13 protein-coding genes are annotated in these 14,678 nt (G+C 74.8%); 3 read left to right on the top strand and 10 right to left on the bottom strand.

Annotated features, from left to right (window positions below; genetic code table 11):
• Positions 1-18: 18 nt before the first annotated feature.
• The 3 genes from gatC to ligA all read right to left on the bottom strand — a co-directional run bounded on the left by gatC (position 19) and on the right by ligA (position 5,295).
• Positions 19-324: an Asp-tRNA(Asn)/Glu-tRNA(Gln) amidotransferase subunit GatC gene (gatC, locus tag ACN261_RS15530; protein ID WP_088641698.1), complete on the bottom strand. Its 306-nt coding sequence runs from the start codon at positions 322-324 to the stop codon at positions 19-21.
• Between the two features lie 188 nt (positions 325-512).
• Positions 513-2,969 carry a putative bifunctional diguanylate cyclase/phosphodiesterase gene (locus tag ACN261_RS15525; RefSeq protein ID WP_425850784.1) on the bottom strand — a complete coding sequence of 819 codons (2,457 nt, stop codon included), beginning with the start codon at positions 2,967-2,969 and terminating at the stop codon, positions 513-515.
• A gap of 187 nt (positions 2,970-3,156) precedes the next feature.
• Positions 3,157-5,295, bottom strand: coding sequence for an NAD-dependent DNA ligase LigA (gene ligA, locus ACN261_RS15520; RefSeq protein WP_425850782.1), 2,139 nt, complete (start codon positions 5,293-5,295; stop codon positions 3,157-3,159).
• A 181-nt stretch (positions 5,296-5,476) separates the two neighbouring features.
• Between ligA and ACN261_RS15515 the strand changes: the two genes are divergently transcribed.
• A complete protein-coding gene (locus ACN261_RS15515) occupies positions 5,477-5,989 on the top strand; it encodes a type II toxin-antitoxin system PemK/MazF family toxin (RefSeq protein ID WP_421486019.1) in 513 nt (170 codons plus the stop codon).
• A gap of 103 nt (positions 5,990-6,092) precedes the next feature.
• Here the strand turns inward: ACN261_RS15515 and ACN261_RS15510 are convergent, their stop codons facing one another.
• From ACN261_RS15510 to ACN261_RS15480, 7 genes are all read right to left on the bottom strand, one after another.
• Entirely contained in the window at positions 6,093-7,106 is a 1,014-nt protein-coding gene (locus ACN261_RS15510) for an ADP-ribosylglycohydrolase family protein (RefSeq protein ID WP_425850779.1), read from the bottom strand.
• A 107-nt stretch (positions 7,107-7,213) separates the two neighbouring features.
• Entirely contained in the window at positions 7,214-7,582 is a 369-nt protein-coding gene (locus ACN261_RS15505; protein ID WP_425850776.1) for a VOC family protein, read from the bottom strand.
• Between the two features lie 36 nt (positions 7,583-7,618).
• The gene (locus tag ACN261_RS15500) at positions 7,619-8,626 is read right to left on the bottom strand and encodes a methionine synthase (RefSeq protein WP_363652505.1); all 1,008 of its coding nucleotides are present in this window, start codon (positions 8,624-8,626) and stop codon (positions 7,619-7,621) included.
• Between the two features lie 44 nt (positions 8,627-8,670).
• The gene (gene mnmA, locus ACN261_RS15495) at positions 8,671-9,744 is read right to left on the bottom strand and encodes a tRNA 2-thiouridine(34) synthase MnmA (RefSeq protein ID WP_425850773.1); all 1,074 of its coding nucleotides are present in this window, start codon (positions 9,742-9,744) and stop codon (positions 8,671-8,673) included.
• A 432-nt stretch (positions 9,745-10,176) separates the two neighbouring features.
• Positions 10,177-11,352, bottom strand: a complete 1,176-nt coding sequence (locus tag ACN261_RS15490) for a cysteine desulfurase family protein (protein WP_421486013.1) — start codon at positions 11,350-11,352, stop codon at positions 10,177-10,179.
• 105 nt (positions 11,353-11,457) lie between these two features.
• The gene (locus ACN261_RS15485) at positions 11,458-12,126 is read right to left on the bottom strand and encodes a class F sortase (protein ID WP_425850770.1); all 669 of its coding nucleotides are present in this window, start codon (positions 12,124-12,126) and stop codon (positions 11,458-11,460) included.
• Positions 12,123-12,953: a DUF4397 domain-containing protein gene (locus ACN261_RS15480; protein WP_421486010.1), complete on the bottom strand. Its 831-nt coding sequence runs from the start codon at positions 12,951-12,953 to the stop codon at positions 12,123-12,125. Before ACN261_RS15480 ends, ACN261_RS15485 begins: the two co-directional genes overlap by 4 nt.
• A 250-nt stretch (positions 12,954-13,203) precedes the next feature.
• Here ACN261_RS15480 and ACN261_RS15475 point away from each other — a divergent pair, with 250 nt between their 5' ends.
• Both ACN261_RS15475 and ACN261_RS15470 read left to right on the top strand, forming a co-directional pair.
• Positions 13,204-13,806: an RNA polymerase sigma factor gene (locus ACN261_RS15475; RefSeq protein WP_421486008.1), complete on the top strand. Its 603-nt coding sequence runs from the start codon at positions 13,204-13,206 to the stop codon at positions 13,804-13,806.
• Complete coding sequence (locus ACN261_RS15470) at positions 13,760-14,674, top strand: anti-sigma factor (protein WP_425850766.1); 915 nt, start codon at positions 13,760-13,762, stop codon at positions 14,672-14,674. Before ACN261_RS15475 ends, ACN261_RS15470 begins: the two co-directional genes overlap by 47 nt.
• The last annotated feature ends 4 nt before the right edge of the window (positions 14,675-14,678 follow it).

Here is a 14,678-nt window from a genome sequence, read left to right as displayed (position 1 = left end):
TGTCAACCACACGTCCGCTCACGACGCCACGTCCTCGTCCAGGATGCGCGGGACGCGGAACCGCTGCTCGGCGACGTCGGGGGCACCCGACAGCGCCTCCTGCGGGGTCAGTCCGGGCACCACCACGTCGTCGCGGAGCACGTTGGTCAGCGGCACCGAGTGGGAGGTCGGCGGGATGTCCGCCGCCGTGACCTCGCCGACCTGCGCGACCGACTGGAGGATCACGTCCAGTTGACCGGCGAAGGTGTCCAGCTCCTCCTCGGTGACGGCGAGCCGCGACAGTCGCGCGAGGTGCGCGACCTCCTCGCGGGAGATGGCGGCCATCGGTGCCCCCTTCGTGGCTGTGCTGCTGCGGGCGGGTGGGCCGGCCGCGACGTCGACGGGATGACGCGCGGTGACCGGAGCGAGTCTATTGTCCTGCGCCGGACCCGACGCCTCCGACTCCCCCCGCGTCCGGGCCGCCGGCCGGTCCGGGGCCGCCCATCCACCCTCTCCGGGCGTGCCGGCGACGGTCAGCGGGCGTGCCGGCGGGGGATCTCGGCGTCCGGGCTGGGGACGGGGCTCAGCGGCCGGTACCGGGCCAGCCAGGCGGTCAACTCCTCGGCGGGCATCGGGCGGGCGTAGAACCAGCCCTGCGCGGCGTCGCAGCCGGCCGCGTACAGCAGTCGCCAGGTCCGCTCGTCCTCCACCCCCTCGGCCACCACCCGCAGGCCGAGCGCGCCGGCCAGCTCGATGGTCGACCTGACGATCGCCGCGTCGTCGGCGTCCCCGGCCATCCCCAGCACGAACGACCGGTCCACCTTCACCTCGGACAGCGGCAACCGGCGCAGGTGCTGCAACGACGAGTAGCCGGTGCCGAAGTCGTCGAGCGAGATGGCCACCCCGAGCTGGTGCAGCCGGGTGATGGTGGCCAGCACCCGCCGGGGGTCGGCCATCAGCGCCCCCTCGGTGATCTCCAGTTGCAGCCGGTCCGGGCGTACCCCGTAGCTGGCGAGCCGGTCGGCGATCCGGTCGACGATCTCCCCGGTGTGCAGGTCGCGGACGCTGACGTTGAGCGCTGCCCGCAGCGTGGTGCCGGCGGCGGACCACTTCGCCAACTGCGCCACCACGTCGTCGATCACCCGGTAGGTGAGCAGGCGCATCACGGCGCTCTGCTCGGCGACCCGGATCAGCTCCTCCGGGTCGACCATCCCCCGGCGCGGGTGCCGCCAGCGCAGCAGCGCCTCCACCCCGACCACCTCGCCGGTGGCGATGGCGATCTGCGGTTGGTAGTACATGGTGATCTCGCCGACCTCGGCCGCCGGGGCGGGGGGCGTCGGCGGGGCGGGGGGCGTCGGCGGGGCGGGGGGCGTCGTCGCCGGCCCGGTGTCCGGGGTCGGCGTGGGTGGCAGGCGCTCCGGGGCGGTGCCGTGGCGGCGGACCGGGTCGGCCCCGGTGAGGATGCGGTTCAGCAGCTCGTCGGGGTGCGCCGGGGCCGGCCGGGAGCGTCGCCGGGGCAGCCACCATCGGCCGGTGCCGCCGACGCCCGTGCCGGTGCGCATGCCGCTGCCGGGCCCGGGGCCCGGTCCGGCGTCGGGGCGCGGGGCACGGTCGGGTCCGTCGTCGGGGGCCAGCCGGGGTGGCAGCGCCGCGCCGTCACCGCCCCGCACGCTCTGCCCGGCCACCGGCCGGCTCTCCAGTACGCGCCGCAGGTCGGCCAGGAGCCCCAACCGCTCGGCGGAGTTGTGGTCGGACTCGGCCGTGTACACGGCGACGGTGTCGTTGCGGTGCTTCGCGTCGTACATGGCGACGTCGGCGTGGCGCATCAGGGTGGCGTAGTCCTCGCCGTGGTCGGGGAAGAGCGCGATGCCGATCGAGCCGCCGACGTCCAGCGGCAGGCCGTCCAGCGACACCGGCTCGGTCAGCGCGGCGACCACCCGGCCGGCCAGCTCGCGCGCCTCGTCGACACCGTCGAGCCCGCCGGCGACGATGGCGAACTCGTCCCCGCCGAGCCGGGCCAGCAGGTCCCGGTCGCCGACCACCCCGGCGAGCCGGGCGCCCACCTCGACCAGCAGCCGGTCGCCGACGGCGTGGCCGAGCGCGTCGTTGACGTTCTTGAACCGGTCCAGGTCGATCAGCAGGAGCGCCACCCGCGCCCCCGGCTCGCCCCGGGCGACCCGCTCGGCGTGCCGGTGCACCTGCTCGGCCACCTCGGCGAGCAGCGCCTTGCGGTTGGGCAGGCCGGTCAGCGGGTCGAGGGCGGCGAGCTGGACCTGTTCGTCGGAGAGGTGGGCCATCCGGTAGACCGCGAACAGCGGCACCAGCACCAGCGGGATCAGCGCGGCGCTGGCCCGCGCGGCGGTGACCAGGACGGGGGCGAGCAGCAGCAGCGATCCGGTGGAGAGCAGCTCGAACGGCAGCCCCTGCCGGACGGCCGGCCACCACCGGCCGCCGAAGCGCAGCCGCAGCGCGGTGCTGACCAGGCCGTAGTTGACGACGAACCAGGTGACCGTCGCGCCGCCGACGGCGAGCACGTCGGTCCAGCCCAACCGGTCGCCGTCGAACAGGCCGCCCGGACCGAGCCGGAGCACGAGGTGGGCGGCGGCGAGCGCGCAGGCGTACTGGGCGGCGTTGAAGGTGGTCCGCCAGGGGGCGTTTCCCAGCCGGACGCCGGACACGGCGACCGCGACGGCCTGCACGAGCACCGCCGGGCCGAGGCCCCAGCCGAGCAGGATGGCGAAGGTGAAGCAGGTGGACGGGAAGACCGCGGAGGTCTGCCGACGGCCGGACGGCACGAAGGGGCGGGCGTCGCAGCCCACCGCGAGCACCGCCATCGTCCAGAACGCCGCCGGCAGCCCCGGCCGGTCGACGAGGTCGACAAGTGACGCGACGGAGACCAGCGCGGCCAGGCCGATCACCCCGGCGACGAGACCCAGGAACGGCCCCTCCCGCCCACCCGGGAACGAGTTGCGGGGGTCGGCGGTCTCCATCGCACCTCCCGGGCACGCCCATCAGGGTGTACGCCGGCCGTACACCTGCCACCATGAAACGCCCTGGGCGCCGGTGGACCCGCACGACAGCCGCGAATCGGGCGTAGTCGTGACTAAGTTGGTATACGGACCAAGCGTCACCTATGGGTGCAGCGGGACAGGCGGTGCGGGGCCGGGTGGCCGGCGGTCAGCTCTCGTCGACCCGGGCCACCTCGCGGGCCGCCTCCGGGCCGGCGTCGAGCAGCACCCGGAAACCGTCCTCGTCGAGCACCGGCACCTTGAGCCCGGCCGCCTTGTCGGCCTTGGAACCGGGGTTGTCGCCCACCACCACGAAGCCGGTCTTCTTGGAGACCGAGCCGGTGACCTTGCCGCCCCGGGTCTGGATCGCCTCGGCCGCCTGGTCCCGGCTGAAACCGGCGAGCGTGCCGGTCACCACGACGGTGACGCCCTCCAGCGGGCGGGGCCCCTCGTCGACCGCCTCCTCGGCCATCCGGACGCCCGCCTCGGCCCACTTGCGCACCACGTCGCGGTGCCAGTCGACGGCGAACCACTCAGTGATGCTGGCGGCGATGGTCGGGCCGACCCCGTCGACCGAGGACAGTTCCTCCTCGGCGGCCGCCTCGATCGCCTCGACGGAGCGGAAGTGCCGGGCCAGGGCCTGCGCGGCGGTCGGCCCGACGTGCCGGATGGAGAGCGCCACCAGCACCCGCCACAGGTCGCGTTCCCGGGCCACGGCGAGGTTGTCGAGCAGCTTGGTGGCGTTGGTGCCGAGGCTGCCGTCCTTGTTGACGAAGAACGGCGAACGGGCGAGCTGCGCGGCGTCGAGGGCGAACAGGTCCCCCTCGTCGCTGATGATCGCGGCGTCCAGCAACGCGGCGGCACCCTTGTAGCCGAGCACCTCGATGTCGAACGCGCCCCGCCCGGCGAGGTGGAAGACCCGTTCCCGCAACTGCGCCGGGCAGCTGCGGGTGTTGGGGCAGCGGATGTCGACGTCGCTCTCCTTGGCCGGGGCGAGCGCCGTGCCACAGGACGGGCAGTGGGTGGGCATGACGAACGGGCGGGCGTCGGCGGGTCGCAGCTCGACCACCGGGCCGAGCACCTCGGGGATCACGTCGCCGGCCTTGCGCAGCACCACCGTGTCGCCGATCAGCACCCCCTTGCGCTCGACCTCGCGGGCGTTGTGCAGGGTGGCCTGGGCGACCGTCGAACCGGCCACGTGCACCGGCTCCAGCACCGCGTACGGGGTGATCCGGCCCGTCCGCCCGACGCCGACCTCGATGTTGAGCAGCCGGGTGTTGACCTCCTCCGGCGGATACTTGAAGGCGATCGCCCACCGGGGCGCCCGGCTGGTCGAGCCGAGCCGACCCTGGATGGGCACCGGGTCGACCTTGACCACCACCCCGTCGATCTCGTGCTCGACGTCGTGCCGGTGCTCGGCGTAGTGGGCGATGTACTCCGCCACGCCGGCCAGGTCGGGCACCACCCGCCAGCGGTCACTGGTCGGCAGCCCCCACGCCCTCAGCGCCGCGTACGACTCGGACTGGGTGGCCGGCCGGAAGCCGGCGCGGGCGCCGGTGCCGTGCACCACCAGCCGCAGCGGCCGGGACGCGGTGATCCGGGGGTCCTTCTGGCGCAGGCTGCCGGCGGCGGCGTTGCGCGGGTTGGCGAACGGCGCCTTGCCCTGCTCGACCAGGCTGGCGTTGAGGTCGGCGAACCCGGCGACCGGGAAGTAGATCTCGCCCCGCACCTCCAGCAGCTCCGGGATGTCGGGGAACTCGTCGGAGGGGGTGAGCCGGGCCGGCACGCTGCGGATGCTGCGGACGTTGGCGGTGACGTCCTCGCCGGTGCGCCCGTCGCCCCGGGTCGCGGCGCGGACCAGCCGGCCCTGCTCGTAGGTCAGGTTGATGGCCAGGCCGTCGACCTTCAGCTCGCACAGGTAGGGCACCGGGCCACCGGCGTCGCGCTCGACGCGCTCGGCCCAGGCGGCCAGCTCCTCGTCGGCGAACGCGTTGTCCAGCGAGAGCATCCGCTCGGCGTGGGTGACCGGGGTGAAGTCGGTGGAGAAGGTGCCGCCGACCCGCTGTGTCGGCGAGTCGGGGGTGCGTAGCGCCGGGAACTCCGCCTCCAGCGCCTCCAGCTCCCGCAACTGCCTGTCGAACTCGGCGTCGGTGATGGTCGGCGCGTCGAGGACGTAGTAGCGGTACTGGTGTTCGGTCAGCTCCTGACTCAACGTGGCGTGCCGCTCCCGGGCCTCGGGGGTGGGCTCACCACCGGCCGCCGCCTCCTGGGCCGCGCTGACCTGCTGGGGAATCTCTTCTTCCGACACCCTGTCGCCTCCGGACACCGTGCGAACCTCCCCCGTGATCACGCTACGGGAGCACGGTAACCGGCCGGTAGGACATTCCCCTGCCTCCCCCCACCCGCCCGACGGGCGGCCGGCCCCGCGGCGTGCGACGATCGCCGCACGTCGGCGGCGGTGGCCGCCCGGGAGGGAGGCGGGGGTACCGATGCCGCAGTGGTTGCTGTGGGGGCTGCTGATCGTCCTGGCGGTGGCCGCCGGGTGGATGTGGAACGAGTGGCGACGCCGGGGCGGCCGCCCGTCGAGCGGTGGCGGGCGCACCCGGCCGGAGCGGGGCACCCCGCCCCGGGACCGGGCCCGACCGACCGCGCCGCCCCGCCCCCGCACCCCCACCGGCACCCCCCGACCCGGCGACATCTGGTGGGCGGACGTGCCGTTCCACGACGGCACCGGCTCGAAGGTCCGGCCCTGCCTGGTGGTACGCGCCGACGACCGGGGCGCGGAGGTGCTGAAGATCACCAGCCAGGACAAGAGCGACCGGGACGACCACGTGCCGATCCCCACCCGGGACTGGGACCCGGACGCCGAACACGACAGCTGGCTGGATCTCGCCGAACCGCTGCGTATCCCGGCCGACGCCTTCTCCCGCCGGGCAGGTAGCTGCGACCCGGCCCTGTGGCGGCGGGTGAAGCGCCTGCACGGGCGACGCAGCCCGGCCTGAGCAGCGCACCGGCCCGGCCGCCCCGGCATCTCCGTTCGTGCCGGGGCGGCATCCCCGTTCGTGCCGGCCGGCACCGCGACGGCGCGGCGTCCGGCCGGGCGGGTCAGTCCCAGGTCGCGCCGAGGGTGGCGAGCTGGTCGGCGTACTCGATACGGGAGGACCAGTCCGCAGGCCAGCCGGACATCCCGTGGGCCGCACCGAGGAACGCGCCGGCCAGCGCGGCGATCGAGTCGGAGTCGCCGGCGGTGCTCGCGCCCCGGCCGATCGCGGCCACCGGGTCGTCCGGGTGCCGCAGCACGCACAGCAACGCGGTCGCCAGCGCCTCCTCGGCGATCCAGCCCTCACCGGTGTGCCGGCAGGGGTCGTCACCGTCGTCGGGCCGGCGCAGCGCGGCGGCCAACCGGTCCAGCGCCGACAGGCACTCGTCCCAGCCGACGGCGCTGAACTGCGCCGGGGAGCCCGCACCGGCACGCCGCCACAGGTCGCCCAGCCAGTCGTCCCGGTAGGTGCCCCGCTGGCTGCGGGCCCGGTCGGCCAGCAGGCCGGGCAGTCGTGCCGGTGCCGCGCCGTCACGCAGCAGCCGCACCGCGTACGCGGTCAGTTCGCTGGCGGCCAGCCCGGTCGGGTGCCCGTGGGTGAGGCCGGCCTGGAGCTGGGACAACCCGGCGAGGGTGTCCGGGTCGACGTCGAGCAGCCCGACCGGGGTGACCCGCATGTTCGCCCCGCACCCCTTCGAGTCGACCACCGTCGCCTGCTGCCAGGGCAGCCCCCGGCCCAGCTCGCCGCAGGCCCGCAGGCAGGTCATCCCCGGTGCCCGGTTGTTGTCCGGGCTGGCCGCCCATTCCAGGAAGCGCCGCCGCAGCAGCGGCTCGACCGCCCCGGCGGTGTGCTCCGGCGCGTCGTGCAGCGCCCAGGCGACCGCGAGCGCCATCTGGGTGTCGTCGGTGACCAGCACCGGATCACCGACCAGCTCCCGGGGACCGGCCGGGCCGTAGCGGCGGTGGATCTCGGTGACGGAGAGGAACTCGGTCGGCTTGCCGAGCGCGTCACCGTAGGCGAGCCCGAACAGCGAACCGGAGGCACGGCGCAGCGAGGAGTCGGTCACGGACCCGATCATGCCCCGCCGGCACCACCCCGGCACGCCGGGCGGGCCGGGGTGGGAGGTCGGCCCCGCGACGGGCGGCACGTCTCCCGGCCGCCCGTCGCGGGGAGTAAGACCGGTGGTCAGTCCCAGCAGAGGCAGAACGGGTGGCCCACCGGGTCGGCGTACACCCGGAAGCCGTCCCCCTCGCCGGGCAGCCGCCGGGCACCCAGGGCGATCGCCGCCTTCTCGGCCACCCCGATGTCGTCGACCGTGACGTCGAGGTGGAGCTGCTGCGGACGCGCCGGATCGGGCCAGGCCGGGGGGACCAGGTCGGGTGCCTGCTGGAAGGCGAGCCGGGGCTGCTGCCCGACCGGGCCGCCGAGCACCACCCACTCGTTACCGTCGGAGTCCTCCTCGACCAGGGGCAGACCGAGCAGCTCCGCGTAGAAGCCGGCCAGCGCCCGGGGGTCGGGGCAGTCGATGGCCACGGTACGCAGTTGTCCAATCATGGCCGTCATCCTGCCCACCGGGTACGACGGGAAACCTCACCCCTCGTGCAGCCGCCGCCCCGCGTCCCGACAGGCGGTGAGCACCGCGCGGGCGTACCCGGGGGTGGCGCCGGCCAGACCGCAGGCGGGGGTGACCACCACCTGCCCGGCGAGTTGGCGGCGCGGAAAGCCGAGTCGGTCCCAGAGTCCGCGTACCCGGTCGGCGAGCTGCGCCGAGGTCGGCGCGACGCCGGCCGACGGCGGCAGGGTCGGTGCCACCCCGGCCAGCAGGCCGAGCCCGGCGTCGATCGCCTCGCCCAGCGGGTCCAGGTCGGTGAGCAGGGCGAGATCCAGCGCCGCCCCGACCGCCCCGGCGGTACGGATCAGCTCCAGCGGCACGTCCGGGGCGCAGCAGTGCACCACCGTCGGCACCCCGACCGCCGTGATCACCTCGCCGAGCAGGGTACGCGCGACGGCGGTGTCGACCGGCCGGTACGTGCCCAGGCCGCTCTCGGTGCGGACCCGACCGGCGAGCGCCGCCGGCAGCGACGGCTCGTCGAGTTGGAGCAGCACCGACGCCCGGGGCAGCCGCCGGGTCACCGCCTCGACGTGCAGCCGCAACCCCTCGGCCAGGGACGCGGTCAGCTCCCGCACCGCGCCCGGGTCACGCAGCAGCCGCCCGCCGATCGGCAACTCCACCGCCGTGGCCATGGTGAACGGCCCGGCCGCCTGCACCTTCACCGGCCCGGCGTACGACTCGGCCTGCTCGGCGAGCTGGTCGAGGTCACGTTCCATCAGGTCCCGGGCGCGGCGCAGGTCCCGACCGGGACGGGGGGCGATCCGCCAACGCGCGGCGTACAGCTCGACCGGCAGCTCCACGAGCAGCCCGCCGGTACGCCCGATCAGGTCGGCACCCGGTCCCCGGTCGGGCAGCTCCGGCAGGTGGGGCAGGGCGGGCAGTTCACCCAGGACGATCCGTTGCGCCTCGGCGACGTCGGTGCCGGGCAGCGAACCGATGCCGGTCGCCGCGCCCGCCGGCCAGGGCCAGAGCTGCTGTTGGGTCACGGCCGAAGGGTAGCCGGCGACGGTCGACACACCCGGCCGGTGGGTCAGCCGGAGATGGTGGCGGAGCCGAGCACCACGTCCCCCGCCGGGTCCGGCCGGTACGCCACCACGGCCTGGCCGGCGGCCACCCCGCGTACGGGACGGCGCAGCTCGGCGGTGAGGCTGTCGCCGTCCACGGTCACGGTGGCCGGTACGACGTCGCCGTGCGCCCGCAACTGCACCTCGCAGGCGATCGGCGCGTCCGGCAGGTCGCCCCCGGTCCAGACCGGGCGGGTGGCGCGGACCAGCGAGACCTCCAGCGCCTCGGCGGGGCCGACGGTGACCGTGTTGGTCTTCGGGGTGATGGACAGCACGTACCGGGGTCGCCCGTCCGGGGCCGGCCGGTCCAGGTGCAGGCCGCGTCGCTGGCCCACCGTGTAGGCGTACGCGCCGGTGTGGCTGCCGACGACCGCGCCGGTCAGTGCGTCGACCACCGCGCCGGGCGTCTCGCCGAGCCGCCCGGCGAGGAACCCCCGGGTGTCGCCGTCGGCGATGAAGCAGATGTCGTGCGAGTCGGGCTTCTCGGCCACCGCCAGGTCACGCCGGGCCGCCTCGGCCCGGACCTCGGACTTGGTGGCGTCGCCGAGCGGGAACATCGCCCGGTCGAGCTGCGCGCGGGTGAGCACCGCCAGCACGTACGACTGGTCCTTGGCGAGGTCGACGCTACGACGCAGCAGCCCGTCGGGGCCGAGCCGGGCGTGGTGGCCGGTGACCACGGCGTCGAAGCCGAGGGCCACGGCCCGGTCCAGCACCGCCGCGAATTTGATCTTCTCGTTGCAGCGCAGGCACGGATTCGGGGTACGCCCGGCCGCGTACTCGGCGACGAAGTCGTCCACCACGTCGGCGTGGAAGCGCTCGGCCATGTCCCACACGTAGAAGGGGATGCCGATGACGTCGGCGGCCCGGCGCGCGTCCCGGGAATCCTCCAGGGTGCAGCACCCCCGGGCCCCGGTGCGGAAGGTCTGCGGGTTGCGGGACAGCGCCAGGTGCACCCCGGTCACGTCGTGCCCGGCGTCCACCGCCCGCGCCGCCGCGACGGCGGAGTCCACCCCGCCCGACATCGCCGCCAGAACCTTCACCGGCCCACGCTCCCTTCCCCCGTCGAGCCTACCCACCCCGCCCGCCTCCCCTCCCTCCCCGGCCCGCCCCCACTCCGCCCCGGCCCTGCCCTGGCGCTGCCCCCGGCTCTGCTCCGGCGCTGCCTCCGGTGATCAAGAGGTTTGCGTCATCCCAGCGCCCGTTCCTGACGCCAACCTCTTGATCACCGAGCACCACCACCGCTCAGCAGCCTGCAGGTGGGCTGGAAGGCGTGCGCGGTCGGGTGGGAGGGGTGCAGGCCGGTAGGGGCGGGTGATCAAGAGATTCGCGTCAGAATCCGACGGGCGGGTGACGCAAACTTCTTGATCACCGGGGGCGGGGCAGGGGCGGAGCGGGTGCGGAGCCTGGATAGAGCCGGGGCGGGGCGGGGGTGGAGCCGGGGCGAAGAGGGCAGGCGGGGCGGGCGGGGGCGGTCAGCGGGGGGTGCGGAGGGCGGCGGCGCGGCGGGCGCGGTCGACGGCGGCGGGGAGGGCCGCGATCAGGGCGTCGACGTCGGCGGGGGTGCTGGTGTGGCCGAGGGTGAAGCGCAGCGAGGAGCGGGCCCGGTCGTGGTCGGCCCCCATCGCCAGCAGCACGTGGCTGGGCTGGGCCACCCCCGCCGAGCAGGCCGAGCCGGTGGAGCAGGCGATGCCCTGGGCGTCGAGCAGGAGCAGCAGGGCGTCCCCCTCACAGCCGGGGAAGGAGAAGTGCGCGTTGCCGGGCAGCCGGTCGTCGGGGTCGCCGTTGAACACCACCTCGGGCACCGCCTCCCGGACCCGCCGCACCAGGTCGTCGCGGAGCGCCGCCACCCGGGCGGCGTACTCCTGCTGGCCCTTGACCGCCGTCTCGACGGCGACCGCGAAGGCGACGATGCCGGCGGTGTCGAGGGTGCCGGAGCGGACGTCGCGTTCCTGCCCACCGCCGTGCAGCAGCGGGGTAGCGGCGACGTCCCGGGCCAGCAGCAGCGCGCCCACCCCGGTCGGGCCGCCGAGCTTGTGCCCGGTCACGGTGAGCGCGGAGACCCCGCTGGCCGCGAAATCGACGGGCACCTGGCCGACCGCCTGCACCGCGTCGGTGTGGAACGGCACGCCGTGTTCGGCCGCGACGGCGGCCAGCTCGGCCACCGGCTGCACGGTGCCGACCTCGTTGTTGGCCCACATCGCGGTCACCACGGCGACCCGGTCGGCGTGCGCGGACAGCTCGGCACGCAGCAGCGCCGGGTCGAGCTTGCCGGCGGCGTCCGTGGGCAGCCAGGCGACCTCGGCGCCCTCGTGCTCGGCCAGCCAGTCGACCGCGTCGAGGACGGCATGGTGCTCGACCGCGCTGGAGACCACCCGGACCCGGTCGGGCCGGACGGCCCGCCGGGCCCAGAAGACGCCCTTGACGGCGAGGTTGTCGCTCTCGGTGCCGCCGCCGGTGAAGATGACCTCGGAGGGGCGGGCGCCCAGCACGGCGGCCACCCGCTCGCGGGACTCCTCCACCCGACGCCGGGCACGCCGGCCCGTCGCGTGCAGCGACGACGCGTTGCCGACCTCGCGGGCGGTGGCGACGTACGCCGCCAACGCCTCGTCGAGCATCGGGGTGGTCGCCGCGTGATCCAGGTATGCCATCACCGTTCAGCGTAACGGCCAGCGCACGGCGCGTTGGATGCCGGACCACCCGTACCGAAGCGTGGATGGGACCGGGCCGGGACCGGATCGGCCCCGACCCGGTCCTCAGGCCGGTACGGCGGTGACAACGATGTTGTCCCGGTAGTGCCGGGTCTTCGGGTCGAACGGCCCGCCGCAGGTGATCAGGGTCAGCCGCGGCTTGCCGTCCCGGGCGAAGTACCGGTCCAGCGGGATCTTCGTCTTGGCGTACTCCTCGCGGGCGACGACCCGGTAGGCGCGCTGCTTCCCGTCCGCGCCGGTGGCGGTGACGGTGTCCCCCCGGTCGAGTTCGCGGAGCCGGAAGAACGCCCCCTTGCCCTGCTCCGAGCTGTCGACGTGACCGGCGATCACCACCGAGCCGGCGTCGGTCTCCAGCCCGGGGCCGAACCGGTACCAGCCGATCTGGTCCACGCTCGGCGGGACGTCGAACTCGTCGGTGCGGGTGTCGATGCCCACCGGGTTGACCGTGGCGGTGACGTCGATCGCCGGGATGCGCAGCTTCACCGGCGGCACGGTCCGTTCGGCCGTGGGCAGGTCACCGGCGGTCACCGGCACCGACGGTCCGCCACCGGTCCCGGCCGTCGGGCTCGGCGGACTGCTGCTGGCCAGCGCCGCCGCCTCGTCCGCGCCGACGTCCTCGGCCGGCTGCGAGCCGCAGGCCACGACGGTGGCGATGGTGAGCGCGGCGACGCCGGCGGCCATCGCCGCCAGCGCCCCGCGGTGTCGCACCGTCACCGGCGACCGGTCCGGGTGACGGCCACCCGCGCCCCACCGCCGACCAGCAGCAGGACGCCGGCACCGGCCAGCACGTACCACCAGGTGTCCACGCCGGTGCCGGCCTGCCCGCCGGTGCCGCTGGGCACGCCGCCCGGGGCGGAGTGCAGACCGGTGATGGTCTGGGCGACCAGGTCGAGGTTCTTGGCCTCGGCCGAGCCGATCGCGTAGACGATGGTGGCGGTGCCCTCCTTGAGGTTGAGGTCCGCCGGGCCGATCGCCACGGTCTCGGTGCCCGCCAGCACCACGTCGGCCTTGACCGTGCCCGCGTCGACGTCGGCCTTGGCCTCCTTCGGGTTGGTCAGCCCTTCGAAGACCGGCTTGCCGCCGGCCCGGACGTCGACCGCCGGTGCGGCGGCGGTGTGCCGGACGATCAGCCGGGCCTTGCCGGCGGCCAGCTTGGCGGTGTCGTTGACGAACGGGGTGATCTGCGGCTTGCCGTCCGCGCCGAGGTGCGCGGCGAGGCTGATGTTGGCGCCGCCGGGCACCTCGGCGTCGTCGACCTTGAGAATCGCGCTGCCGACCGGCTCGCCCGGCTTGGTCAGCGCGATGTCGTACTCGCCCTCGGGCAGGGTCAGCGGGCCGGCGACGTCACCGGGCTTGAAGTTGTCGAGGGTCTTCTTGCCGTTGACGTAGACGTCCACCGGGGTGTCCGGGATGCCGTGCACGACGGAGACCTTGGACGAGGCGGCGTACGCCGGGCTCGTGGTCGCGGCGCCGACGCCGGCGAAGGCCAGAGCGGCCACCGCGCCGCCTGCGGCGACCCGACGGAAGATAGCGAGCTGCATGTCTGCCTCCTGGTGATTGGTGCTGGTTCGTCAGGTCTGGCTTGCAGAACGGGTTACGCCACCCGTCGCACCGCCGGATGCAGCCCGACACCACTTTCTTTTCCTTCGCCCGGGGTGCATCCGGGGCCGTCCGCGGCGACGAATAGCTGGTGAGACGAGTGGAGGCGAACCGGACCAGGAGAGTGGGGCGGAGGCTGTGGGCGTTACAGTCGGGCATGCCCCAGGGAAGGCGACCCGCCCGGTGACAGCGGTGGGAACAGCAGGACACGAACCCGAACCACCCCCCGACGAGTTGGCCGCCCGCTTCCGGGCGGGCGACGAGAGCGCGCTGCGGGAGGCGTACGACCGGTTCGGCCGGGCCGTGCTCCACCTGGCCACCAGCACGTTGGCCAACCGCAGCGACGCGGAGGACGTGACCCAGGCGACGTTCGTCGCCGCCTGGCTGGGGCGGGAGACCTTCGACCCGACCAAGGGCTCGTTGATCGGGTGGCTGCTCGGCATCGGCCGGCGCAAGGTGATCGACCGGCTGCGCGCCTCGGCCCGGGAGGCCCGGGTGGTGGAGACCGTGCGGCAGCTACCCGAACCGGTCGGCACCGGCGGGGACCCGGACACGGTGGTCGACCGGCTGGTGGTCGCCGACGAGCTGGCCCGGCTCCCCGACGACCAACGACGGATGTTGGAGCTGGCCTTCTACGACGACCTGACACACCAACAGATCGCGACGGTGACCGGGGTGCCGCTGGGCACGGTCAAGAGTCACATCAGGCGGGGCATGGCGAGCTTGAAACGCAGATGGGAGGTGGACGGTGCAGCACCTGGACCACGACCGGCTGGTCTTTCTGGCGCTCGGTGAGAGCGAGGCGGACCACGGCGAGACCGACCACCTCGGCGGCTGCGTGACCTGCCGGCGCGAGCTGGAGTCCCTGCGGCACGTCGCCGGGCTGGGCGCGGGCACCCAGGGCCTGCACGACCTGCCCGACCCGCCGGCCCACCTCTGGGCGGGCATCCTGGCCGAACTCGACGCCGTCGCGCAGGTGCCGTCGCCGGCCGAGGCACACCGGCAGGATCTCGGGCCGGACCCGGCGCAGGCCCTTCCGGCGGCCAGGAACGGCGTCGACCCGACCTACCGGCAACCCTCGGTGGTGACCGGCGACCCGCACCCGTCGGTGGCGACCGGTGACCGGCGACCGGCGGTGAGGGCCGGCGACCGGCCGGAGTCCCGGCGGCCGTCGTCGTCCCCGGGCGGCGGGCGTGCCGTCCGACCGGCGGGCCGGTCACGGCGTTGGCCACGCTGGGCGACCACTGTCGTCTCGGCGACCGCCGCCGCCGCGATCGCGGTGCTCGGCACCGTCTTCGTGCTCGGCGACCGGGGGGCGACGCCGCAACAGGACGTGCTGGCCAGCGCGCCGCTGGCCGCGTACGGGAGCACGCCGGCCGACGCCCGGGGCGACGCCCGGGTCTTCGCCGACGGACGACTGCACCTGCACGTCGCGAATCTCCCGGACGTTACGGGGTACTACGAGGTCTGGCTGATCAATCCGACGACCATGGAGATGTTCTCGGTGGGTGTGCTGCGGGGTAGCTCCGGCGACGCCCTGCTGCCCCTGCCCCCGAACGTTGATCTTGAGGCATACTCGGTGGTCGACGTCTCCGCCGAGCAGTACGACAACAAGCCCGCCCACTCCGGCGACAGCCTGCTGAGGGGCACCCTGACGGGCTGATCGG

The organism is Micromonospora sp. WMMD723, assembly GCF_049863385.1.
Lineage (GTDB): Bacteria > Actinomycetota > Actinomycetes > Mycobacteriales > Micromonosporaceae > Micromonospora > Micromonospora wenchangensis.
This window is presented reverse-complemented; position numbering and strand designations above follow the sequence as displayed.

Bases quoted from the DNA above. Each gene is read 5' to 3' on its own strand.
- ACN261_RS15480 (WP_421486010.1), bottom strand. From the start codon at position 12,953: ATGCAGCTCGCTATCTTCCGTCGGGTCGCCGCAGGCGGCGCGGTGGCC.
- ACN261_RS15490 (WP_421486013.1), bottom strand. From the start codon at position 11,352: ATGGCATACCTGGATCACGCGGCGACCACCCCGATGCTCGACGAGGCG.
- gatC (WP_088641698.1), bottom strand. From the start codon at position 324: ATGGCCGCCATCTCCCGCGAGGAGGTCGCGCACCTCGCGCGACTGTCG.
- ACN261_RS15515 (WP_421486019.1), top strand. From the start codon at position 5,477: ATGCCGCAGTGGTTGCTGTGGGGGCTGCTGATCGTCCTGGCGGTGGCC.
- ACN261_RS15525 (WP_425850784.1), bottom strand. From the start codon at position 2,969: ATGGAGACCGCCGACCCCCGCAACTCGTTCCCGGGTGGGCGGGAGGGG.
- ACN261_RS15505 (WP_425850776.1), bottom strand. From the start codon at position 7,582: ATGATTGGACAACTGCGTACCGTGGCCATCGACTGCCCCGACCCCCGG.
- ACN261_RS15510 (WP_425850779.1), bottom strand. From the start codon at position 7,106: ATGATCGGGTCCGTGACCGACTCCTCGCTGCGCCGTGCCTCCGGTTCG.